Origin of the sequence: Plectonema radiosum NIES-515 (assembly GCF_025753815.1) — a bacterium.
Taxonomy (GTDB): Bacteria; Cyanobacteriota; Cyanobacteriia; order Cyanobacteriales; family Nostocaceae; genus Hassallia; species Hassallia radiosum_A.
Map to the genome: position 1 here is coordinate 1 of NZ_JAOWRF010000277.1, position 24887 is coordinate 24887.

General features: G+C 40.0%; 20 protein-coding genes. 11 read left to right on the top strand and 9 right to left on the bottom strand.

What is annotated here, in order from left to right:
• Positions 1-41: 41 nt before the first annotated feature.
• The 3 genes from OGM63_RS19340 to pruA all read right to left on the bottom strand — a co-directional run bounded on the left by OGM63_RS19340 (position 42) and on the right by pruA (position 4393).
• Entirely contained in the window at positions 42-743 is a 702-nt protein-coding gene (locus tag OGM63_RS19340; protein WP_318528504.1) for an ArnT family glycosyltransferase, read from the bottom strand.
• A complete protein-coding gene (locus OGM63_RS29885; RefSeq protein ID WP_263747288.1) occupies positions 718-1185 on the bottom strand; it encodes a GNAT family N-acetyltransferase in 468 nt (155 codons plus the stop codon). The genes OGM63_RS19340 and OGM63_RS29885 overlap by 26 nt, the downstream gene beginning before the upstream one ends.
• A 238-nt stretch (positions 1186-1423) precedes the next feature.
• A complete protein-coding gene (gene pruA, locus OGM63_RS19350; protein WP_263747289.1) occupies positions 1424-4393 on the bottom strand; it encodes an L-glutamate gamma-semialdehyde dehydrogenase in 2970 nt (989 codons plus the stop codon).
• Between the two features lie 257 nt (positions 4394-4650).
• Here pruA and OGM63_RS19355 point away from each other — a divergent pair, with 257 nt between their 5' ends.
• Positions 4651-5466 (top strand): Uma2 family endonuclease, encoded by an 816-nt coding sequence (locus OGM63_RS19355; protein ID WP_263747291.1) that lies wholly within the window; start codon positions 4651-4653, stop codon positions 5464-5466.
• Here OGM63_RS19355 and OGM63_RS19360 read toward each other — a convergent pair.
• Positions 5444-5731 (bottom strand): hypothetical protein, encoded by a 288-nt coding sequence (locus OGM63_RS19360; protein ID WP_263747292.1) that lies wholly within the window; start codon positions 5729-5731, stop codon positions 5444-5446. The genes OGM63_RS19355 and OGM63_RS19360 overlap by 23 nt on opposite strands.
• Positions 5732-5859: 128 nt before the next feature.
• Positions 5860-6714 (bottom strand): HIT family protein, encoded by an 855-nt coding sequence (locus OGM63_RS19365; RefSeq protein ID WP_263747293.1) that lies wholly within the window; start codon positions 6712-6714, stop codon positions 5860-5862.
• Positions 6715-6971: 257 nt separating this feature from the next.
• Between OGM63_RS19365 and OGM63_RS19370 the strand changes: the two genes are divergently transcribed.
• Positions 6972-7181, top strand: a complete 210-nt coding sequence (locus OGM63_RS19370) for a hypothetical protein (RefSeq protein ID WP_318528505.1) — start codon at positions 6972-6974, stop codon at positions 7179-7181.
• Positions 7182-7233: 52 nt separating this feature from the next.
• Here the strand turns inward: OGM63_RS19370 and OGM63_RS19375 are convergent, their stop codons facing one another.
• Positions 7234-8958, bottom strand: a complete 1725-nt coding sequence (locus OGM63_RS19375; RefSeq protein ID WP_263747294.1) for a sensor histidine kinase — start codon at positions 8956-8958, stop codon at positions 7234-7236.
• Between the two features lie 356 nt (positions 8959-9314).
• Here OGM63_RS19375 and wecB point away from each other — a divergent pair, with 356 nt between their 5' ends.
• From wecB to OGM63_RS19390, 3 genes are all read left to right on the top strand, one after another.
• On the top strand, positions 9315-10430 hold the full coding sequence (gene wecB, locus OGM63_RS19380; protein ID WP_263747295.1) for a non-hydrolyzing UDP-N-acetylglucosamine 2-epimerase: 1116 nt from the start codon (positions 9315-9317) through the stop codon (positions 10428-10430).
• A 245-nt stretch (positions 10431-10675) separates the two neighbouring features.
• Complete coding sequence (locus OGM63_RS19385; RefSeq protein WP_263747296.1) at positions 10676-13015, top strand: PAS domain S-box protein; 2340 nt, start codon at positions 10676-10678, stop codon at positions 13013-13015.
• Positions 13016-13555: 540 nt separating this feature from the next.
• Entirely contained in the window at positions 13556-14293 is a 738-nt protein-coding gene (locus OGM63_RS19390; protein ID WP_263747297.1) for a hypothetical protein, read from the top strand.
• Positions 14294-14456: 163 nt separating this feature from the next.
• Here OGM63_RS19390 and glgA read toward each other — a convergent pair whose 3' ends face one another.
• Both glgA and hemC read right to left on the bottom strand, forming a co-directional pair.
• Positions 14457-15866, bottom strand: coding sequence for a glycogen synthase GlgA (gene glgA / locus OGM63_RS19395; RefSeq protein WP_263747310.1), 1410 nt, complete (start codon positions 15864-15866; stop codon positions 14457-14459).
• Positions 15867-16022: 156 nt separating this feature from the next.
• Positions 16023-16994, bottom strand: coding sequence for a hydroxymethylbilane synthase (gene hemC / locus OGM63_RS19400; protein WP_263747298.1), 972 nt, complete (start codon positions 16992-16994; stop codon positions 16023-16025).
• A 125-nt stretch (positions 16995-17119) separates the two neighbouring features.
• On the opposite strand from hemC, the gene OGM63_RS19405 reads away from it, so the two are divergent.
• The 4 genes from OGM63_RS19405 to OGM63_RS19420 all read left to right on the top strand — a co-directional run bounded on the left by OGM63_RS19405 (position 17120) and on the right by OGM63_RS19420 (position 22029).
• The gene (locus tag OGM63_RS19405; protein WP_263747299.1) at positions 17120-17317 is read left to right on the top strand and encodes a hypothetical protein; all 198 of its coding nucleotides are present in this window, start codon (positions 17120-17122) and stop codon (positions 17315-17317) included.
• Between the two features lie 206 nt (positions 17318-17523).
• Positions 17524-18762, top strand: a complete 1239-nt coding sequence (locus tag OGM63_RS19410) for an RNA-guided endonuclease InsQ/TnpB family protein (protein ID WP_263747311.1) — start codon at positions 17524-17526, stop codon at positions 18760-18762.
• Positions 18763-19165: 403 nt separating this feature from the next.
• Positions 19166-20149, top strand: a complete 984-nt coding sequence (locus tag OGM63_RS19415) for a YegS/Rv2252/BmrU family lipid kinase (protein WP_263747300.1) — start codon at positions 19166-19168, stop codon at positions 20147-20149.
• 545 nt (positions 20150-20694) lie between these two features.
• Positions 20695-22029 (top strand): PAS domain-containing sensor histidine kinase, encoded by a 1335-nt coding sequence (locus tag OGM63_RS19420; protein ID WP_263747301.1) that lies wholly within the window; start codon positions 20695-20697, stop codon positions 22027-22029.
• A 106-nt stretch (positions 22030-22135) separates the two neighbouring features.
• Here the strand turns inward: OGM63_RS19420 and OGM63_RS19425 are convergent, their stop codons facing one another.
• Positions 22136-22705 (bottom strand): Uma2 family endonuclease, encoded by a 570-nt coding sequence (locus OGM63_RS19425; RefSeq protein WP_263747302.1) that lies wholly within the window; start codon positions 22703-22705, stop codon positions 22136-22138.
• A 128-nt stretch (positions 22706-22833) separates the two neighbouring features.
• Between OGM63_RS19425 and OGM63_RS19430 the strand changes: the two genes are divergently transcribed.
• Complete coding sequence (locus OGM63_RS19430; protein WP_263747303.1) at positions 22834-24387, top strand: metallophosphoesterase; 1554 nt, start codon at positions 22834-22836, stop codon at positions 24385-24387.
• A gap of 192 nt (positions 24388-24579) precedes the next feature.
• Positions 24580-24876, top strand: coding sequence for a Uma2 family endonuclease (locus OGM63_RS19435; RefSeq protein ID WP_375340500.1), 297 nt, complete (start codon positions 24580-24582; stop codon positions 24874-24876).
• Positions 24877-24887 lie beyond the last annotated feature (11 nt).

Consider the following 24887-nt stretch of genomic DNA (forward strand, 5'->3'; position numbering starts at 1 on the left):
AACAAAAAAAAAAACGCAGTCTGCAACAATAATAAAGCAAATCATAAAGAAAAACCAGAAGCTGCGGGGGGGAGGAGGGGGGGGGGGGGGGGGGGAGGGGAGGAGGGGGACAAGGGAGACAAGGGAGATGAGGGAGACAAGGGAGATGAGGAAGATGGGAAAACAAATTCCTCTTTTTCTCCTTGTCCCCCTTGTCCCCCTTGTCCCCCTTGTCCCCAAGTCTCCCCCTCTCCCCTAACTTGCCAAACTGTGAGGCAATAAAAACTTAAGGTAACGACAGATGCGAGGGGATAATCTAAGAGAAATTCTAAACGGAGGCGATAAAGACCTGGTAAAATTTGACATAATGCAGCGGCACATAAACCTACAGACTCGTTAAACAGCACTTTACCTAAGCCATAAACTGACCAAATCAAAATTGCGCTAAATAACAGCATTACTAAAGTCGCTTGATCTGCACCAGTGCCAAAGATATTTTGAACAATAGCAGTAATAATATAAGTTAAAGGCGGTATTTTAGAAGATAGTAGCCAAAAACTTCGCCACCATTCTGCATCCCACCATTGAGCATTTTGTAACCCTTGCAAGTAGGTTAACGTGCCGGTTAAGTAATCTGCTTGATCCCAACCTGGAACTGAGCGATCTAGTGTCAGCCAAATGCGATCGCATAAAGCCGATATCAGCCAAATTATCCCCAGAATCAGCAGACTATTATATTTATTTCGCTTTTTTTTGGCAGCCATAAATCGCTTCGCTTCTGCGATCGGTTAAAAGTGAAGAATTATAAATTATAAATTTATATAAAATCCTAACTCCCGTACAGACGTTCCGACGGAACGTCTCTACAACTTTTTCCTCATTTTGGCATGAGGAATACCCGCTTCTATAAATATTTCTCCCTCTTCGACAAAACCGAACTTGTAGTATAAACCTTTTATATACACATGAAGCGTTAATCACAACTTCCGGAATCTTTTTGTTTGCTATAATTAACAGCGCCTCATTTATAATTTTATTACCAATACCTTGACCTCTTGCTCTAGATAAAACAGCAAGCCTTTCTATCTTGACAGTTTTATCATCCAAATATCTCATCCTTAGCGTTCCCACAGCAAGATTATCCAAAAAAGCAATCAAATGGTCGCATATTTCATCTTTCCCATCAAACTCTTTCAGCTTCTTCAACCCCTTGTTCCTCTTGAAAAACGACCCTTCTAATAGCCTTAATCTGCGAAAACTCAAAAGACAAATCCACGCTTCCTAACAACCAAATCACTCATCAAACTCTCTTGGCGTTCTTGGCGTCTTCTCCTTCCCTTCGGGACGCTGCGCGAACGGAGACGCGAAGCGCGTTGGCGGAAGCCGACGCACCAGAAGGCGGTTCGATATAAAATTAAGGTGGGGAAACCCCACCCCCACCAAATTAATCTGCACCCTCAATCGGAGCAAAACCTTGACGTTGAATATTTTCCGTTATCGTGCGCGGTTCCAAGAATTGTAACAGATAATCTGGACCCCCAGCCTTAGAACCCACCCCCGAAAGCTTAAAACCACCAAAAGGTTGACGAGCAACGATCGCACCCGTAATATTGCGATTAACGTACAAATTGCCGACTTCAAACTCAGACTGCGCTTGTTCAATGTGCGAAGGAGTTCTCGAATAAAGACCTCCAGTCAAAGCATAATTAGTCCCGTTCGCAACTTGCAGCGCTTCCTGAAAATCCTTCACACGAATTACTGCGACAACTGGACCAAAAATCTCTTGTTGGGCAATTGTTGAATCTGGCGATACTTCACTAAAAATGACAGGTCCGATAAAATAGCCATTATCGGGTGCTGGCATTTCCAAAGCCGCTTTTGCTGATTGACGACCTATTTCAATATACTTCTGGATGCGATCGCGTGCCGCAGCATCAATCACAGGTCCGACTTGAGTACTTGGTAACTCCGCTTCGCCAATATTCAGCGATTTCGTTGCTTCGACAAAGCGCTCCACAAAGGTATTATAAATCGGTTCAACCACAATTACACGCGAACAAGCAGAACATTTTTGTCCGCTGTAACCAAACGCCGATTGCACAACCCCCACCACAGCCGCGTCTAAATCAGCACTTTCATCCACAATAATTGCATTCTTCCCGCCCATCTCCGCAATTACGCGTTTCATATGCTTTTGACCGGGTTTAACAATTGCCGCTTCTGCGTAAATTCTACAACCTACTTCTTGGGAACCCGTAAAAGCGATGACATGAGTATCTACATGATTCACCAAATAAGCGCCAACTTGGGAACCCCTACCCGGAACGTATTGAAAAACACCTTTAGGAATTCCCGCTTCGATTAAGACTTCTGTAAATTTAGCCGTAATTACAGAAGAAGTTTCCGCAGGTTTGAGGAGCGTACAATTCCCTGCAACCAAAGCAGCAACCGTCATCCCGCAAGCGATCGCCAAAGGAAAATTCCAAGGAGAAATCACCACCGCAATTCCTCGTGGCTGATAAATATAACGATTATTTTCCCCAACAACGTCATAATTAACACCCTTATCCAACCGTTCCATCTCCGAAGCATAATAGCGACAAAAATCTATCGCCTCAGAAACCTCCCCATCCGCTTCCCGCAGAGGCTTACCCACCTCCAAAACAATCCAAGCGGAAAACTCAGCACGGCGTTGTTCCATCAAATCCCCAGCCTTCCGCAAAATCTCAGCACGTTCCTTCACCGGAGTCTTCCTCCAACCTGGAAAAGCAGATTTTGCAGCTTTCATAGCTTCTTCTGCTTGTTCCACACTCAGAAGCCCAACCTTCCCTACAATTTCCCTAAAATTCGACGGATTAACAGAATCAACAACCTCCTGAGTTTCTACATACACCCCATTCACCAAAGGTAAATACGTCTTCCCAAACTGCTGACGCACACCTTGGATAGCAGCTTGCGCTTTCTTCCTTTCCTCCTCCTCAGCATAATCCGTATCAACAGCAAAACCCTCCTCCTCTTCTTTGCGCCTCTGCGCCTTTGCGTGAGACAATTCTATATTAGGCGCAGCAATCAACTCCTCAACCGGGCGATTTTCCAGATTTTGCCGTAAAAACGAACTATTTGCGGTATTCTCCAACAAACGGCGAATTAAATACGCCATTCCTGGCAACAACTCCCCATAAGGACAGTAAACTCTAACTCGATAACCTTTATCAACCAACGCCGAAGCTAGTTTATCACCCATGCCGTAGAGAACTTGCATTTCAAAGCAACGCCGGGGGACATTTAAACTTTCGGCTATCGCGATCGCTCTAGCTTGCGATCGCACATTATGACTACCAATCGCAGCATACACATATTCATGATTCTCCAGCAACAACTGCGTTATCGTTTCAAAATTCGCATCCGTTGCCGCCTTATCATTGTAAACTGGTTGTTGCCAGTGTTTTTGTGCAGCTTTAATCGTTTCCTGATCCCAATACGCACCCTTCACCAAACGAATTGTAATCGGATAACCGCGCTGTTTTGCCCAGGCAATCAAGTTACGTGCATCTTCTTCACTGTCACGCAAATACGCTTGAATTGTCATCCCAACATCTGTGCGTTCCTTAAACTCATCTTCTAGCAAGATTTTTTTCAAGATGCTGAAAGTTAAGTTTTTATAAGCATACTGTTCCATATCAAAGTGAACAGAAGCACCACTATCTTTCCCACGACGTAACAAAGTACGAATCCGGGAACTTACTCGCTCCTCACTACCCTTCGCATCTAACGGGTCAAATTGCGAATAAAACGCGGTTAACTTTACAGAAACCTGGACTTTTGCAACATCAGCTTCATCAATTGCCGGAATTTTACTCCAACCCTTAGACGCTTCCACAAGTTGTTGCATCAATTCCAAATAACGTTCCAAATAAGACTGCGCTTCAGTTTCGGTAATTACCGCTTCACCAAGCAAATCGATGGTGAAAGCCATTTTTTCTTTACGCAGTCTCTCAACGGTTTTGATGACTTGTTTAATACTTTCCCCAGAAATATATTTATGCGCTAGAGTTTCAACCGCTGTCCCCACAGTTGTTGCTGCAACTTGTCCCGGCATAGAATCAGGGTTAGCAAAGTTTAGCATCCCCTTCAGAGCAGCTGGTAATTCTACAGACTCATCTCCCAAATATTCTTGCAAATGCGCCGCAATTTCTGCTTTACTATGTAAAGCAGGTAAAGTATCGATAAAGCGAAATAGCTGCACCCGCAACCCCGGATTGCTCATTGCCCAAGCTAGCAATTTATCATCCCAACGCATTTGATCGCGCAAAGAAGCGAAGAAAGAACGATTTTCTGACGTCGCAGCTAAAAGCTGTTTGGCAATTTCTTGAGTTTTCGCTTCGTAAGCACTTTTTTCTACTTGTAATACCACTCTCTACAGACTCCAATTTTAACGCGAGGCTTTCTTAACAAAGCTTGTGTCTTCTATTTTCGCTCTTGGATTCTGTGAATTCCACATATATATATAATGCACGAGTGATGCAAATAGTCAAGATTCATCAGGAAGAAAACCTCAAAAAAGACTCTGCGTTACTTTGCGCTTACCTTAGCTACCTAGTGCGTTGAAAAAAGCTACGAAAAAACCTCATACCGATAAAATAAAAGCAATTCCACCAAAAGGCAGCACTTATGGCAACCCAAATCGGTGAAGGAAAATCTTTGACTGAACTGGTAATTTCTTGGTCAGCTTTACCAGAGAATTTTCAACTTGAGGATGAACCTGTGGAAAATACATCACAACCAATTTTGGCTGGTGCTTTGCGTGAAAGCTTAGAAATTGCGGGATTTATTCAACCTCAAATGTTGATTGCCTCAAACTTTGCTCTTTGCGCTACTTTAAACGGGCAATTTATCGCTAAAGCACCAGATTGGGTTTATGTTCCAACTGTTAATCAAAATTTAGGAGAACGCAAAAGCTACACACCTAATTTAGAAGGTGATATTCCCGCAATTGTGATGGAATTTATTTCCGATAGCGATGGTGGAGAATATTCAGTTAAACGAACTTATCCCCCCGGAAAATGGTTTTTCTACGAGCAAATTATCAAAGTTCCCATTTACGTAATTTTTGACCCAAAGGTCGGATTATTAGAATTTTACCAACTAGAAAATGAGCGATATGAATTGCAGCAACCTAATTCTGATGGACTTCATTGGATTGATTCAATGAGCTTATTTTTAGGGACTTGGCAAGGAACAAAAGAAGCGAGAACGGGTTATTGGTTGCGTTGGTGGGATGAGTCAGGTAATTTATTATCGTGGGCAATAGAAAAGGTAGAACAAGAACGTCAACACGCTGAACAAGAACGTCAACGTGCCGAACAAGAACGTCAACGTGCCGAACAAGAACGTCAACGCGCTGAACAAGAACGTCAGCAGAAAGAAAAACTTATTGCCTATTTGCAATCTCAAGGCATCGATCCTAATACTTTACTTTCACAATAAATCGATTTAAAAACGATATCAAGAGATGTTCCAGTGGAACGTCTTTACGACGGTTTCTTAAATCATTCGTCATAAAAATAGAAGCGATCGCAACCAATCCATAAGCTGTCGTCATAAAAATAGAAGCTGTCGTCACTAACGTTGAAGCGATCGTCATGAAAATAGAAGCTGTCGTCACTAACGTTGAAGCGATCGTCATGAAAATAGAAGCGATCGCAATGAAAATATAGCGGTTCTCCGTTGAGTCATATGTATAAAACATCACCCAAATAAACCTCACCCCGATAAAGCTATGCTTTATCTCCCCTCTCCTTGTTAAGGAAAGGGGTAGGGGGTGAGGTCATATCTATGATGTGCAAATCGGTATAAGCGCGATCGCGCTCAACAGACAAACTATTTTATTTTCGGAATCACATTTCTCATCCCACCTCTAACACCAGCGGTATCACTTTTATAACGAGGGATGATATGAATACTCGCGTGCATTATATTTTGACCCGCATCTCGATTAATGTTCATCCCCACATTAAAACCATCAGGTTGAAATTTTTGGGTGAGAATTTCTTGCACTTTATTAACCATCAGCCAGCAAGCAGATTGCTCTTTCAATGGTAGCTCAAAATAATTACTGACATGGCGTTTGGGAATAACCAAAACGTGACCTTTATTTATAGGATAACCGTCAAACATGGCATAAGCAGTGGCAGATTCGGTTAGGAAGCTTAGATGGGTATAAGGATTACAAAATATACAATTATTGATTGAGTTTCTTTGGCGGTTATAATGAATATACTCGTAAATTTCACAGTTATCGTCTAATTTTAGAGAATTAAAGGGAAGTTTCACATTACACTGATAAGTAGGTTTCTTATGGATATAATGTTCTCTAAAGCCTTCTTTCTTTATATCTCTTCTAACTGCATAATAGGCTTTACCTCCTGGTTTTAAGAGGTGTGATACTCCCATGATAACATTTGCTTGTTCTTCGGGAAACAAAACATTTAAAACATAAAAGCAAATTATTGTATCGAATTTTTCATGAGGATATTCGGTAAAATAATAAGGATCGTAACCTGTAAGATCAAAGCCTTTTTCTTGTAATAATTTAACATCATTACCAAAGCCACAGCCAAAATCTAATATTTTACCTTTCAGGAGGTTTTTTTCCAATAAAAACTTTGCTGGAAATGATAGATAAATTCTTTCTATAGCAGTGAGGTGGCTGAATTTATTTTTTTGCTTTTGCATAGACACATAAATTTTCGGCGATTACATATCAGGTGAAGTTTCTCAATTACACCAAAAGACCAGCACTTTGTCGGGTGAGATGCTTTGCTTCTATTAATAAAAACAGTATATTTTAAGATATGCACTATTAAATATTTTTAGCTCAGTACGAATACTGAAATAATCTGAGTGTCACATTGCAAAAAGAGCGATCGCCTGTATTTAACAGATTAAGTGTTTAATAATAAAGGTGCTACTAGTTACCCGAAAAAATAAAAATGAAAAAAACTATTAAAAAAGCCTTGACTCTGCTTTCAGTGTATTACGCCTACATGATTGAATATCGAGCCGAATTAATTTTATGGGTTCTTGCCGGGTCTTTACCGATTATTTTGATGGGTGTTTGGATACAAGCAGCGCAAAATGGAAAGTTCGGTTTAACACCAAGCGATCGCATCAAAAACTTCACCCTTTCCCCTTCTTTGTGAAAACGTGTCCCCTGAATGCCTGTATCCCGACTGAACCCTGATTCTGCATTCTTCAATTTTTGACAGGAATCTTAATTATAAATTCTGAACCTAGTCCTGACTGAGAATTGCAAATAATTTGTCCGCAATGTTTTTCCACCACAATTTGATAGCTAATAGATAAACCCAAACCTGTACCTTTCCCGATAGGTTTTGTGGTAAAAAATGGATCAAATAATTTAGAACGTACTTCTTCTGTCATCCCCACACCATTATCAGCAATATTTATGGCTACCCATTCTGCTTCTATTACTTGGGTAAAAATTGAAATCTGAGGAATTTGCAATTGACTTTCTGCCCCAATTCCAAATTCAAATGCATCAATTGCATTACTGAGAATATTCATAAATACTTGATTCAATAGACCTGGATAGCATTTTATTAGTGGTAAATTACCATATTTTTTAATAACTTTAATTCCGGGATAGTTGTTTTTGGTTTTCTTCAATTGGTGCTGTATAATCATTAAGGTACTATCAATTCCTGAATGAATATCTGCTTCTTTTAGCTCTGATTCATCAATCCGAGAAAAGTTTCGCAAGGAAAGAATAATTTCTTGAATTCGCTCAGTTCCTACTTTCATAGACTTGAATATTTGATTTAAATCTGAGGTGATGAAATCCAGTTCAATTTCTTTTATTAGTTCTTGAATTTCTCCTGTAGAATTTGGATAACTTGTTTGATAAAGTTGTAATAAATTTAACAATGATTGAGTATATTTTTCGGTAAAAGTAATATTACCATGAATAAAATTTACTGGATTATTAATTTCATGAGCGATTCCTGCTATCATATAACCCAAACTAGACATTTTTTCATTTTGAATTAGTTGAACTTGAGTTTTTTGTAACTGATTTAAGGTTTTTTGAAGATTAGCGATCGCTTCTTCCAGTCTATCTGACTGAGTGATAGTAGATTGTTCGGAAACATCCAATAACTGATTTAATGTGGCAATTTGAGAATTCAGGTACTTGAAGGATTTATTTTGATTATTATCGGCAATTTCTGCATTTATAATTGGTTGAGAATTATCTGAAAAAATACAGCCATCATCAAATGGGAGAATTGCCATTTTGATATTTAATGCCAAAGGACGAAATAAATTAATGACGATTGGAGGAATCACAACCTTGAAAAATATCAAGGTGGTAAATATATTTCCTGAAGGCAATACCCCCCCCAACCCTAATACTGATTTGACATTAAACGGAACTACAAATGAGCTTTTCGAAGGAATATAAGGACTATTTAATGCATGAGAAACGTAAAATACGTTATACATCTTCTGTTCTAAATCAGTTAATAAATTCGGGTCTGATTGCATCACAATACCCGGATTTAAACCTAATTGCTGTATAAGTTGAGAAATCATTGGTATGCGTGCGATCGCATCTTCATTTGCAAGGGGAATTAGTTTATGTCCGACAGATTCATGTCGCGAATTCCATTGTGGCAGTTCTCCCGCAGTTGCTAGTAGTGTCAAGCATTTGAGGTTATCGGGTACGATGCGATCGCTTAATATTCCCCTTGCATATTCTTGCAAATCTGGTGTTAACTCTTTATAAGAATGGGTTTTGAAAAAACGAATTAATACACAAACTTTTTCACCAGATGAACTCTCAACAAAATTTTGATAAAGATATTTAATTATATTATTACTGACTTCTTCCATACTCTGAGCATTATCACCCAAGCGACGCAGTGCTAATCCACACTCTGACATATCTCTTAAAGTCATTTTTTGTATGTCATACATCTCATTTTGCCTATTTTTTGAATGTCAATTGTACAATTAAATTGTAGACTACGTATATTATATTACCCATATTTGATCTAAGACAATCTATAAAATCTTTTTGAAAATATCTGGATTTATCTAACTTTTTATCAGTGAAAGTACCTAAAGATAAAAATTAAAAAAATTAATCCACTGACATATTCAAGTTTCACAGTAAAATTAAGTCGGATTATCTAGAATGGATGCCTTAAACCTTAATTTTTCGTTGACTCTTCCTCTCTAATTCAATCAGCTTAAACCCAACTGATTAATCCCCCCGAACCAAACCCTCATTCCCTCGTGAAACGACCTACTTAATGACTAATCAAAAGCGAGTTTATATTATCTTGGGTACTCGTCCGGAAGCAATTAAACTAGCTCCGGTGATTCAGGTATTCCAACGCTCTTCAGATTTCGACACGCAAATAATTTTGACAGGACAGCATCGGGAAATGGTTGAGCAAGTGATGCAACTGTTCAACTTTAAGGCAGATCGTGACTTAGAGATTATGCAGCCTCAACAATCTCTGAGTGACATTACCTGCCGTAGTTTACGAGGTTTAGAAACATTATTGCAAGCAAGCAAGCCAGATTTAGTATTAGTGCAGGGAGATACGACAACAGCTTTTGCAGCTACTTTGGCAGCTTTTTATCAAAAAATTCCTGTAGGTCATGTAGAAGCAGGTTTAAGAACTGATGAATTATTTAATCCTTACCCAGAAGAAGCTAATCGTCGGTTGATTTCGCAACTTACCCAGTTGCACTTTGCCCCAACTCCTTTAGCTGTGGAAAACTTGCAACGTTCTGGGGTTTTGGGTGAAATCCACCACACAGGTAATACGGTGATTGATGCCTTGTTAAATGTGGCAAGTCGCAAACCTGCTTGTAATATACCTGGTTTAAATTGGGATTCACATCGCACACTGCTAGCAACAGTGCATCGTCGGGAGAATTGGGGAGAACCATTACAAGGAATTGCACAAGGATTTTTACAGATTTTAGATAAGTTTGCGGATACAGCTTTATTGTTGCCATTACACCGTAACCCCACAGTGCGAGAACCGTTGCAAGGGCTTTTAGGAAATCATCCGCGAATTTTCTTGACAGAACCGCTAGATTATGCTGAGTTGGTGGGGGCAATTGGGCGATCGCATCTTCTCCTCACAGATTCTGGTGGTTTACAAGAAGAAGCACCCAGTCTCGGCAAACCAGTACTAGTTTTGCGAGAAACCACCGAAAGACCTGAAGCAGTCGCTGCGGGTACAGCCAAACTTGTAGGAACGCACAGTGAAGACATTTTTGCCGCTGCAAGTGAGTTGCTGAGTAACTCAACCGCTTATGAAGCAATGGCAAATGCGATTAATCCCTTTGGGGATGGTCATGCAGCAGAGCGCATCTTGCAAATTGTGCAAAATTATTTAAGTATTGGTTAAAAAAAATACGCATATATCATAACACATAAATTGCTTTTAAAACCGGAATAATCCGGTTTTTTGTTTTTTCAATAACTGACATCAGTTACAGCTACAGCCAAAAAATTAATTGCCGTCTATTAATAGTTAAATTCGGGAAATTATTAATTGTTAGTAGCCAAAATTAAGAGAAAACTCGGTCGTTAATATAACTAGAAACTAGTTATATTAACTGGCACTACGATCGCCCAGAATTTACTAGATGCGTGGCATCTACCGCTATGTACTTAGAAAACTATCCAGAGCTATTTAAACTGTTTTTGGAACACGCACCCGTTGCTGTAGCGATATTTGACCGACAGATGCGCTATATAGCTACCAGTCGCAGATGGTTGAGTGACTATAACTTGAGCCAGCAAAATCTGATTGGTCTATGTCATTACGAAGTCTTTGCCGAAATTTCTGACAAATGGAAGGAAGTTCACCAGCGTTGTTTAGCGGGAGCGGTAGAAAGTTGCGAAGCTGATAGTTTTGTTCAACTTGATAATTCTATCGATTGGGTAAAATGGGAAAGTCATCCTTGGCGCGATCGCCACGGTGAAATTGCTGGTATTGTCTTGTTTACTGAGGTAATTACTGAGCGCAAACAAGCAGCAGAAGAGAAGTTAAAGCAATATCAACAAGATTTAGAAACAAAAGTGCAACAGCGCACCCAAGAATTGCAAAAAGCAAATGCACAATTGCACGCAGAAATTATTGAGCGCAAGCAAGCAGAGATAGAAAGACAAAAGTTTGTCTCTCTAGTTGAAAATAGTTCAGACTTTATAGCGATGGCAACCCTTGATGCCGAAACGCTATTTCTCAACGAAGCAGGTCAAAAGCTTGTCGGAATTGAAAGCATTGAACAATACAAAAAAACAAATATATCGGATTACCATGCACCTGAAGATTGGACATATTTTCAAGAGAATATTGCTCCACTTGTTATTCAACACGGACGTTGGCAAGGGGAGTTTCGTTTTCGGCATTTGCAAACAGGTGCATTGATTCCCATAGAATACAACGTCTTTGTGCTTCAAGACCAAAAGACAAATCAAGCAATAGGTTTAGCCACAGTCACACGAGACATTACAGAACGCAAACAAGCTGAATTTGCCCTCAAAGAATCAGAAGCACGATATCGAGAATTAGCAGGTCGAGAACAGTTGCTTAATCGGTTGGCTAGCCAAATTCGTGAATCCCTTGACATAGATAAAGTTGTTGAAACTGCGATCCAAGAAATCCGAGATTTATTGCAAATTGATCGTTGTAGTTTTTCCTGGTTTGAACCAAGGGCAAATCCTCCTACTTGGGAAACAATAAAAGAAGCAAAAAATCCAGCTTTGCCTAGTTTAATAGGTTGTCATTCCATTGAGAAAGTTGGACCTGTGACTGATAAATTTTTAAAGCAAGAAATATTGCAAATAAATGATATAAAAACTTTTAGCGAACCGATACATCGAGAGTTTTTACAATTATTGGGAATAAAATCAGAAATTGTTTTACCGATTAAAACTCTTTCTGGTAAAATAGGTGTGATTGTTTGCGGTCACTGGGCTGAGACTCGTCCTTGGGCTGACAGTGAAGTAGAATTGCTACAGGCAGTGGTCGATCAGTTAGCGATCGCCATTAACCAAGCCCAACTCTACACCCAAAGTCAACAAGCTGCACTCACTGCCCAAGAACAAACTAAGCAATTAGAACAAACTCTGCAACAACTTAAAAAAACCCAAAGTCAACTAGTGCAAAGTGAAAAAATGTCTAGTTTAGGACAGTTAGTTGCAGGAGTAGCTCATGAAATTAACAATCCTGTTAATTTTATATACGGCAATATAGTTCATACCAATACATACATTAAAGAAATACTCGGCTTACTTCAACTTTATCAGCAAGCATATCCCGAGCCTAACCCAGAAATTATCGAAAAAATTGATACCATTGACTTAGACTTTTTAGTTTCCGACTTGCCAAAACTATTATCTTCAATGAGACTAGGAGCAGAACGCATTCGCGGAATTGTCCAATCATTGCGAACATTCTCCCGTCTCGATGAAGCGGAAATGAAAGAAGTTGACATTCATGAAGGTATAGAAAGTACCTTAATGATTCTCCAAAACCGTCTCAAACCCAAGCAGGATCATCCAGGAATTGAGGTAATAAAAAACTACACCGATATTCGGAAAGTAGTATGCTACCCTGGACAGTTAAACCAAGTTTTTATGAATTTGCTTGCTAATGCTATTGATGCTTTAGAAGAGTCAATGAAAAAAAACATTGGACAAATATCAAGTATGCAAATCCGGATTTCCACCGAAGTTTTAGAGAATGAACGTATTGCTATTCGCATCGCGGATAATGGCTTAGGAATGACTTTAGATGTGCAAAAACATCTATTCGATCCATTCTTTACTACCAAACCTATTGGAGTAGGTACAGGTTTAGGACTATCAATAAGTTATCAAATTATTGTTGATAGACATCGCGGTCAATTATACTGTTTTAGCGAATTAGGCAAAGGAACAGAATTTGTAATTGAAATCCCTATGTATCAAGCTGAGAATACCTGAGTAAGTAAGTGTTTAAATACCGTGTTAGCTACTTAGTTATTTATTTGTTGATTTACAATTGACACATAGATTTTAAAGGATTTATAAAGTTAGAGTGTAGAGTATTCATCCAGATATAGTCTGGCTGTGCTTTGCACTCTACATCTCATCAAAATTTTATATATTCATTATAAAGGTATATATTGTTTTGACAAATAGAGATTACTTTTACTTAAAAAAATTCCGATTTTTTTACTTAATTAATATTCCCACAAATATTGCTTTTTTCAGCGTTTTTACTACGGGAAAAACGAAATTATAAGCCTATAGTTGATTTATCCTCACAATCTGGACAAATCCTTTACTACACATTTAATAATTGAGAACCAATATCTAACATTTTTTAAGTGTGTGGTAATAAATATCTTTAATAGATTCATTTATTTTGGTTTATTTTTCAGATTGCGTTACCAACTTAAATACAGGAGAGCAAAATTAAACCAATATTCGGCTACTGTACTCATACTTTAATGACATCTCGCAAAACAGGAAGATAATTTTATGCAAGAATTAATGGCTTTCATTGATGAGCAAAAGCAAGAATTTGCCAAATTACCTTTATTTGATTTTATGCTAGATAAAAGCATAGACCTAAGACAAAGATTGAGTTTTGCTCCTTGCATGGCTCATTTTATCATGAGCTTTGGCGACTTAAATAAATATGTTTTTCGCGCCAATAAACCAGATGACAGAATTCAGGAGATAATTAATGGACACACTAATGAAGATGACCATCACTGGTCTTGGTTTATCACAGACTTAGAAAAACTAGGCTTTAACCCAACTGAGAATTTTACTGAAGCGTTGCAATTTATTTGGGGTGAAGAAACTAAAATTACCCGCCAGATAGCCTATATTGTTGCTGGATACACTTTACAGGCAGAACCTATCATCAAACTAGCAGCGATTGAGGCGTTAGAATCAATGGGAAATGTCTTTTTCTCTATTTCATCACAAGTTACTTCAGAGTTACAAGCAATTACCAACAAAAAATACATTTATTTTGGGGATACACATTTAAATGTAGAAACTGGACACGTTGTAAGTACACCAGACGGAGAAAAATTTATTGCAGAAATAGAATTGACAGATTCACAGCGTCAACAAGCTTTTGAAGTGGTTAAAAAAGTTTTTCAAATTTTCACGCAATGGACATACGAGCTTTTGGTGTATGCAAAGACACACAATTTAGAGTCAGCAAATAAAAAATCAGAAGCTACTCTGATGGTGTCTGTCTAAATATAAAGCGATTCTAAATTACAGCAATTTTCATCTTAAATGAACCACATTATTTTTAGCAGATCGCACTCGGAGCAAAGCCGATTTTCACTAAGGGCACAACCCACGTTGTGCCTCTTGCTATGCATATTTTACGCCAACGAATCGATGCAGCAACTTGAAATTACTGTTGTAAAATTAACTCTGGTGTCTCTTCTTCTGGCAAGCCGTAAATTGAGCGGTACAGTTTGACATATTGCTTCGCAGATTGATACCAACTGAAGTCTTGGTTCATACCGCGTTTTTGTAATTCCAGCCATTGCGGTTTATACCGATAGCCTTCCCAGGCACGAATCATGCAGGTAAATAAATCTAGCGCTTCATAGCGGTCAAAACAATAACCAGTGCCTGCCCCGTTGGTGGGGTCGTGGTGTGTTACAGTGTCAACTAATCCTCCGGTGCGACGGACAATTGGCACGCAACCATAACGCAAGGATAACATTTGGCTAATTCCGCAAGGTTCAAAACGGCTTGGCATTAAGAAGGCATCCGACCCAGCGTAGATGCGGCGAGCTAAAGCATCGTTATAAAGTAAGTAAGTTGCCATGCGTCCAGGATAACGCGATGCCATTTGCCACATTTGAGTTTCATAATTGCGATCGCCTGTTCCTAGCAACACAAATTGGGCATCTGTATAAGCTAAGAACCGATCCATAATTTGCAACGTTAAGTCAATGCCTTTTTGATCGACTAATCGTGTCACCATCCCGACTAAAAAGGCATTGCTATTAACTTCTAACCCCACTTCTTCTTGCAAAGCAATTTTATTCGCTTTGCGTTTTTCTAATGTGCCGGTAGTAAAAGTTTGGGCAATGTATTTATCATCTGCTGGGTTATAAATTTCGTTATCTACGCCATTAATAATCCCAGATAACTTACCGCTAATAAAAGACAGCAACCCTTCTAAAGTTTCACCGTATTCAAGTGTTTTGATTTGCTCTGCATAGGTGGGAGAAACTGTATTTACCTTGTTGGCAAATTGCACGGCTGCTGCCATCGTGTTATGTCCTTGCATATACCAAGGACACCAAGTAATTTTATCTAAATACCAACGCCACGGACCTTGATACGCTAAGTTATGAATCGTAAAAACCGTGGTAATATCGGGGTCTTGATTCATCCATACCGGAATCATCCCCGTATGCCAATCGTGACAGTGAATTATTTCTGGCTTCCAATAATTCCAGCAAAACTCGGCTGCACCGTTAGCAAACAATGTAAACCGCCAATGTTCATCATCTCCAGAGTAGATCCGCCGAGGCATGAATGCGGGATGTCCAAATAAATACAAGGGAACATCAGTACCGGGCAGAATTGTTTCATAAACTGCAAAGTGTTCAAACATGGCATCTCCCCACCAAATCGGTTCTTTGGGGATATCCATTTTGTCTGGCAACATGCCGTAGTAGGGCATGAAGATTCGCACATCATGCCCCATTTGTCTGAGGAATTTGGGTAAAGCACCGACGACATCACCCATTCCGCCAACTTTCGCAATGGGAGCTGCCTCTGCTGCTACAAATAGAATCCGCATGGTAATTTTTGCCACAAAGTCAGTAAAATATGGATCGCCTAACTCATGACTAAAAGTCGTAAAGTCTGCCACCGGGAGTATCCTTGTGACGAGCTTTGCACGAGTGTGCGGCTTGCATAAATCAAAATTCCACCCTACTTCTGAAGAAGCAACAGCTCAGGAGCCGCGTTGAATTTCGGTAAATATTTTATCCAAAATTTCCTGCGCTCCTTGTTGCCGCAACAGTTGTGCTAGTTGGATGCCTAGTTGTTCGGCATCTTTGGCAAGACCTGTGACGGTATCTTTGACAATATTTTCGCCATCGACGCTGGCAACTATACCAGATAATGTTAAATTATCACCATCTAAAACGGTATTTACACCAATAGGTACTTGACAACCGCCTTCTAATTCACGTAAAAAAGAGCGCTCGGCTAAACAGCGATCGCGTGTTTTTGAATGTTCAATACCTTTGAGTAGGGAGATCAATTCGCTATCATCAGCACGGCATTCAATACCTAATGCACCTTGTCCAACCGCGTGGAGAGAAATTTCTTTCGGGAGAATTTGATGAATGCGATCGCTCATTCCCAATCGCTCTAAACCTGCTACCGCCAAAATTATCCCATCATATTCACCCGCATCTAACTTTGCCATGCGTGTATTCAAGTTTCCTCGAATATCTTTAAATGTAAAGTGGGGAAAATGATGTCGCAATTGTGCTAGTCGTCGCAGGGAAGATGTACCGATTACCGCACCCTCTGGTAAAGTATCAATTTGCTTATCTTTGTGCTTTTCATGCACTACCAAAGCATCTGCGGGGTTTTCCCGTTCTGTAATTGTTGCCAGTACTAACCCGGATGGCAAGCGAGTCGGTAGATCCTTAAGAGAATGAACCGCAAAATCAATCTCCCGGTTGAGCATTCCGACTTCGAGTTCTTTGGTAAAAAGTCCCTTGTCCCCAATCTTGGCTAATGCCACATCCAAGATTTTATCTCCTTGGGTGGACATGGAATGAACTTCAAAAGTGATATCCGGAAAGAGTTTCTGAAGTTGTTCTTGTACCCACTGAGTTTGAACTAGAGCAAGTTGGCTTTTGCGGGTACCGATGCGAATTGTGCGTGGGGGACTGGAAACAGATAATGTCATAAATTGAGTATGTAAAACCAGGCTATTATTTTACTCTCATCTAGACTACCGCAGTGCGTGACTTGACGTGTGGCTATTTCCTTGATTCGAGTTAAGTTTATTTTTTAGTTTTGTAACTAGGTTTGATGAACTTTTGTAAAGTAATTAGCCAGAAGTGGCAATTATTTTATCAGGTAAAATTTTTTGTCTTGATGTTGTTTTGTATGGAGTGTGAAAATTTTTACCTTTTCCAGCAAGAAGGCTCACACTGTACCTGTACGGCTGTCAGTGTTGAGACGGCAGTCGCTCATGGGGGAAACCCCCAAGACCGCGCTGCCTCATGAATTGCGCGTGAGTTGACGACAGTCCTCTGACCAATGCAAGGGGTGCGAGGGAAGAGGACATGGAGGAAACAAACAAAATATTTTGTTTTTGGTAACACAATTGTCAAGATATACGCTACCGTGAAAATGTAAACACGGTAAGGTCGATACCCTTCGGGTTCGCCAGTTTGGCGGGATGGAAACCAACACCGCCAACTGGACTCACCATGTACAGAGCAATTAAAATTAGAATCTATCCTACTGATGAGCAAGAATCATATCTAGCTCAATGTTTTGGCAATACTCGATGGTTGTGGAATTATATGCTTGATGCCACTACTATTGCGTATAAAGAAACTGGCAAAGGGCTTTCTAAAGCAGCAATGGATAAATTGCTTCCAGGATTAAAAAAGGAATATGAATGGTTGGGACTTGCTTATAGTCAAGTTCTGCAACGAGTGACATTCAACCTTTCAAGTGCATTTGTCAATTTCTTTGAAGGACGTACTAAATTTCCTAATTTTAAATCTAAGCATGGTAAACAATCGATTCAATACCCCCAAAATGTGAAACTAATGCCAGATAATTCTGTGATTAAGTTTCCCGGTAACTTGGGAAGAGTGAAAACTGTGTTTCACTCATATCTACCACTCTTCAAATTCACGACTGTAACAATATCAAGAAATGCTGATGGTAGATACTATACATCTATTCTTTTTAATCAAGAAGATACGCCAGTAGTAGCAATTAGAGAAGCTATTGGAGTTGACCTTGGCTTAAAAAACTTTGCTATAACTTCAGAGGGTTCAAAATACGACCTCCCCAAAAAACAATTAGCGAAACTAGAAAAGAATAGGAAACGTAAACAGAAAAAATTAGCTAAAAAGACAGATAAGACTTCTGCTAAACGTCGTAAAGCAAAACGTTTTGTTGCAAAAATATCTAGCAAAATAGCTAGAGTAAGAGTTGATTTTCTACACAAGCTATCTCGCAAAATAGCATACGAAAACCAAGTGATTTGTGTAGAAGACTTGGCAGTAAAGAATATGGTTAAAAACCCTAACCTGGCAAAAGCTATCAGTGACCAAGGATGGGGAATGTTTCAAACCATGCTCAAGTACAAAGCTGAAAGATTTGGTCATACCTACATTGAAATAGGTAGGTTCTTCCCATCTTCTCAACTTTGTAGTGAAACTCTACTACCAATCCCCATGCTGCAACACGGTTATGATTCATTGGGAATTAGGTTTGTGGATTGTCCACACTGTCTTCATCAGCATGACAGAGACATCAATGCTGCAATAAATATTAGAAATGAAGGTTTGCGACTTTTGGCGTTAGGAACTAGCGCTTCTGCCCTTGGAGGGGATGTAAGACCAAAGTCTTCAGGACGTAAAAAATCCATGAAGGCTGAGGCAATCCCTAATGAATTGGGAAGCCTACACTCACCGCTTGCGGGAGTGTAGGTAGTTCACTCAAAACCCTCATAATTACATCTGGTAGAATTTAATTATGCGTTCCCCGAAACCCTTGATTAGACGTAAGCTAGCTACGTCTGGAACGTTTTTTATGGAGATGTCTATTGGTAGAGACGTTCCGGTGGAACGTCTCCTTCGATCAATTAGAAATTTTATCTGAATAGCAAATTTTTTTTAATATTGTTTTCTCTTTCTTCAGTATAAAATACAGCAAAATGGTAATTTTATATCTTTATTTCAGATTTTCGCATTTTTTGCTGAAAATTGTTACCAGAAGGAAAACCCCAAATCACAATCATGGGTAAACCTGCCGTGAGAGGGAAGTTTGCATTTTGCCTAAACGTTAGTAATAATTTGGATACTTATTATTTAGAATTTGTTTTTGATTTTTATGAATCGTTCCGCTTGTCTTATTTTTAATCCGGTTGCGGGTCAAGGTGATCCAGAACAAGAACTGGCACAAATTCGGGAAATATTAGAGCCAGAAATTGACTTAGATATTTACATGACAACTGAAGAAATCGGTGCTGACAAGCTGGCACAGCAAGCAGTTGAGCGCGGTGTAGATGCGATTATTGCTTCGGGGGGAGATGGCACCCTTTCAGCTGCTGCGACTGCGGTAATCGGTACTAATATTCCCTTTGGCATCATTTCACGGGGAACAGCAAACGCTTTTGCTGCTGCTTTGGGGATTCCTGATTCCATCGCCGCTGCCTGTGAGAATATTTTACAGGGAGGAACTCGCAGTGTAGATGTAGCTTATTGCAACGATAAACCGATGGTGTTGCTTGCAGGTATTGGTTTTGAAGCGGAAACTGTGGAACGTGCCGACCGAGATGCAAAAAATCGGTTTGGCATCATGGCGTATATTTTAGCAGGACTGCAAGAATTACGCGATTTAGAACATTTTGATGTAGAAATCGAAACTGATGACAAGATAATTAAAACGAATGCTGTAGCTGTGACGGTAGCAAATGCTGCTCCTGCTACTTCCGTTTTGGCTCAAGGACCAGCGGGAATTATTGTTGATGATGGGTTACTCGATTTAACTATAGTGGCACCGGTGAATAAGGCAGGAGCGATCGCTGCAACATTTCATCTGTTTCAAACCGCTTCTGCGGGTATCCCAGTCGAGCGAAATGACATCGGTTATCTGCGCTCTAAACAATTCAAAATTACCACCGAACCACCCCAAAAGGTCGTCTTGGATGGTGAACTAGTTGGAACAACTCCTATTGAGATTAAGTGTGTTCCCGCAGGTTTGACCGTTTTTGTGCCGAAGAAAGAAGAAGTTATACCTGTGGAAAAATTAGAGGGACTTCCTAATCTGACAATTGAGATGAAAGACACACAAGACACCCCATCGGATATTTAAGTTTAAATCTTTAGTATTTTTTTGCATTTGACATCGCAGTCTAAATGAACTGTGGGTTGTCCAGAACCCCAAGAGACGTAGCACTGCTACGTCTCTACATTCTTTTTCGCTTTTTTAAACCCAGAGTCATAAAGGGTATTATCCTACCACTAAACCCATGCCAATTAATTATAAATTTACAGCTTCAAAGCAAATTAGAAGAGAATTATAATTTGCCACTTTCGGATATATTTACCTCAACCTTAATGTAGATACAATTTTAATAACAGCTTAATAAGATGGGAGTAGTAATGTTACATTAAAATGTGATGCCTGCTACTTCTATGGCGTAATCAATACTTTGCATATTAGCAGACAGGCAAAAGATTGTTTGTCAAAGTTTTCTTTGATACTCATTTAAGTAACACGACTAAAACCAGAAAAAACTAATTCGTTTATTGTTTGCCTTGGGAATTTAATTTTTTTTATCAAATAAATAAGAAAAATTAATATAAATAAATTCCACTTTTTAGGTTCATTAATAAAAAAAATTAAGAAGAGGCTACATGAATGCGAAAAATATTAAACAAACATTTGACCTACAGCTAAAAGAGGAGGAACCGGGGAAACAATTATCTAAGAGCTTTGTGGTATTGACCGGGCAACAATTAGAGTTATTAAATGAAACTCTGAAGAGGTTTTGGGCAGAATTACAACAACAGCACGGGGTTATAGAAGAATTACGCTGTGCAAATGAGGCACTGATAGCGACTCGGAAGTATTTGGAAGAAGAACGACAACGCTATCAAGAGTTATTTAACTTTGCGCCGGATGGATATTTAGTAACAGATATTAAGGGTACAATCTCCCAAGCAAATCATGCTGCTGCCAAGCTGCTGAACATCGAGCAAAAGTATTTAGTAGGTAAAAAGCTGATTAGCTTCATTCCAGAGACAGATCGTCAAGCTTTTCGGGTTATGCTGACGCAACTTTATGGTGGTATGAAGCGATTGCAAGAATGGGAAGTACGTTTGTCTAGACGAGACAATACGGTTTGCGACGCGGCAATAACGGTGGTGACTGTCTATGATGTAAATAATAAGGCGATCGCTTTGCGTTGGCAACTGCGAGAAATCACCGCACGCAAACAAGCTGAAGAACAATTACGCGAACTGCAACTGCAAAATTTGCAACTAGTAGAAGCAGATCGTCTCAAATCACAATTTCTCTCAATCATGTCCCACGAGTTGCGTACTCCCTTAAACGCGATTTTAGGATTTTCTCATGTGCTGCTACGCCGATTTCGCCCTAATGTTGAGCAGCAACCATTAAACTTGGTGGAAAATATCTACAGCAATAGTAAGCATTTGCTGTCGTTAGTTGAAGATATTTTAGATTATACCAAATTGAAAGCCAAACGTTTGGAATTGGAGTTAGAAACGTTTGATTTGGCTTCCTTGGTAAAAACGACTGCTGAAGAAATGCGATCGCTAGCGGAACACAAAAATCTAGATTTACAGGTTTACTTTGCTCAACCGAGCATTTCTGTAGTCAATGACTCCAGCCGGATGCACCAAATTATTGCCAACTTGTTAGATAATGCGATTAAGTATACCGAATCGGGTAGTGTAGTTATTGAACTTATCGAACTACCCAAAGATAAGTTAGCGATCGCTGTTGTCGATACTGGAATTGGCATCGCTGAAAAAGATTTAAAGTTGATTTTTCAAGAATTTCGCCAAGCAAATCAGACTTTAGCTAGATGTCAAGGAGGGACAGGCTTAGGATTGGCAATTACTGATGCTTTAGTGCAATTAATGCAAGGAACCATCTACGTAGAAAGCAGTTTAGGGCAGGGTTCTACCTTTCGGGTGGAATTACCCCGCACTTTGGTAAAGTAGACATCGACCGCTCTTTTAATATGTGTTATCCAGAACCCTAACAGACGTAGCACAGAATCGTCTCTACATTGTTTTTTACACCTATGTTTAATAGGGAATATCGTGTTTATCCAAAAACAATTCCGCGATAAATTTCTGCGATCGCTAATTCGATCCCAACTGACTCCAAGGGAATCGATCGCTCTAAGTCGTTAAATTCACTAAGCAACCAACCTTGAGTTTGTTTGCTATAGCGTTCGACAAAAGGTTCATCCTGCTCGATTAATAAATATTCGCGAAAACTCTTAATAGATCGATACATCCGAAATTTACTTTCGCGGTCATAATTTGCTGTAGAAGGAGATAGCACTTCAACAATCAAAATGGGATTCAAGACTTCATCATGTCTGTCCCCATTCAGTTGCGGTTCACCTTCAAAAACCATCATGTCTGGATATAACCCACGTCGATGAGTGGGAATCCACAGTCGCAAGTCGTTGTTAATTGGCTCAAATTGAGTATCACGCAGAATAGAGGTAAAATAGGTCAAAATATTTCGACCGATACGGCTGTGTTTGAGCGATCCTCCAGGCATTGGTACGATTTCTCCATCACGATATTCGCTGCGTCCTTCTGCCTTTTTTTCGATCGCACGATATTCATCTAAATTGTAGCGGCGTTCGACAGTGGTAATCATGGGTCGTAAACGATCAGCAACAAAACTATTTTCTCACAGATTTGGGTGTGAATTGAAGAACGCGATCGCTCTTTTATTAGCTATCTTAAAAGGTGCGTCCTTCATGAAAATCCGGGAGTGAAGTTGCTTTGAAACTTGTATCCGATCCAGCGATCACCGACAAAATTCGCAAGATGAATCAGCGGGTACGATGGCAAGATCCGGCAATTGTCGAGCGGGGAATTGACCAAACTCGCATGGTGTTGGATGATAATCGCTTCACAGATCGAGAGTTCTCGTTTTTGGTTGTGGGTGATAGCGGTTCCGGATCGCACCACGGACACAATCCCCAACGAAAGGTAGCAGAACTAATGCTGCCCCATCACGACGAAAGTCGTTTTATGCTGCATACCGGTGACGTGATCTATTTAGTTGGGTCAAGCGAGTACTACCACCAGAACTTCATTAAACCTTACTGCGAATTCCTCGTAGGTGGCGAACATCCTAAGCATATCGCTTATGACGAGATGGTTTTCAAGCTGCCGATTTTACCCATACCCGGAAATCACGATTACTATAACTTGCCGATAATATTTGGTTTAGTGTCTTGGACAACACTGCCAATCCGTCGTTTACTCCAGTCCAAATTAGATATTGACGTGGGCTTGCATGGGTCAGGAAGAGGTGATGCCTATGCTAAAGCCTTTTTAGACTACCTCAAGGCGTTTCAGCTTCCGGGAGATTTAGCCCGTCATTTAGATGAACATTATACGGGAAAGACGGATACGGGGCGTTGTCTTAGCTACCAGCCAGGAAAATTTACACGTTTACCCAATCGCTACTATACTTTCCGCTATGGGGATATTGACTTTTTCGCTTTAGATTCTAATACATTTAACGATCCGCTGCCCATCGCCTCAACGAAAGAAGGTGAAGTTCATCGTCAAATATTGCAAAAACACCGCGAGGATTTACAGCAAGAGAATCAGCAAATTATGGAAACCATAGCCAAACTCAATCCTGAGAATCCAAGCGAAGCCGATCAACTTGACGACTTGCACGCAAAGCTGACACAAATTGAGGAAATTATTGTTGATATTGATAAACAATTAACCGCTCATAAAACCACAACGGTAACTGATAGCGAACAATTGGAATGGTTGAAGCGAAGATTAATTGAGTCTTGGAATACTAAGGAAGTGCGGGGAAGGATAATTTATTTTCATCATCCTCCCTACGTGACAGAGGCAACAAAATGGCAACAGGGACAGACTTTAGCGATTCGTAGCCGTTTGCGTCATGTGTTAAATGCGGTAGCTGAAGCGGTCGGTGCGGCAGCAAAGGGGCGTCCTTTGATAGATTTGGTGTTAAATGGTCACGCACACTGTTTGGAACATATTGAGACAGTGGAAACGGGAAGTGCTGATTCTGGTATTAACTGGATTGTTTGTGGGGGAAGTGGGTTTAGTTTGCGGCGCCAGCGAGTTGAAGGAGCCGATTTGGTGGAAGAGGATAAATTAGTTGCGCGATCGCATCTTTTTATCGGTCGCAACGGTCAAGGTTCTCAAAAGCGCAGACCTTACTCGTGTTTACGCATTGATGTTAAAGATGGTAATCCTCCCAAGTTTATTGTCCGTCCTTTGGTTGCAGAGTGGTATCAGCGACAATGGGGACATCCGGAAATTAAGCCGTTTACGATTTGACATCAGAGTGAAAAGAATTTAGAGACGCGATGTTTTTGGCGTCTCTACAAGCATAATTACATCGACCGCTATGCTTATTATGCGTTGCCGGAAACCCAAGAGACGTTCCGGCAACGCATAATTAAATTCTGGAGATGTCTAATGTCGAGATGCGACCGATCGCGTCTCTACCCTCCTTCGATCAGGTAACGCATACCCGAATTAGCGATGGAAATTATTTCCCCTGGTCAAACTTTTGGTGAAATGACCGAAAAAGCCACCAATTACCTCAATGCAAAAGTCCTGCGGGTTTGGGTTGTTGATGCTAAAGCTAAAACTATCACGATTTTCTACCCTGATGCCCCACCTCAAACTAAACGACGTGAAGATTCGCTCTTTCAAGGGTTGCAAATTACACCCCAAGCAATCTTTCAACAAGCAGGAATTCCGGAAATTAAGGAATTGGCTGGTACTAAGCAACTTGGGAATATCAGGCGACGAGGCAACTGATATCCCAACTT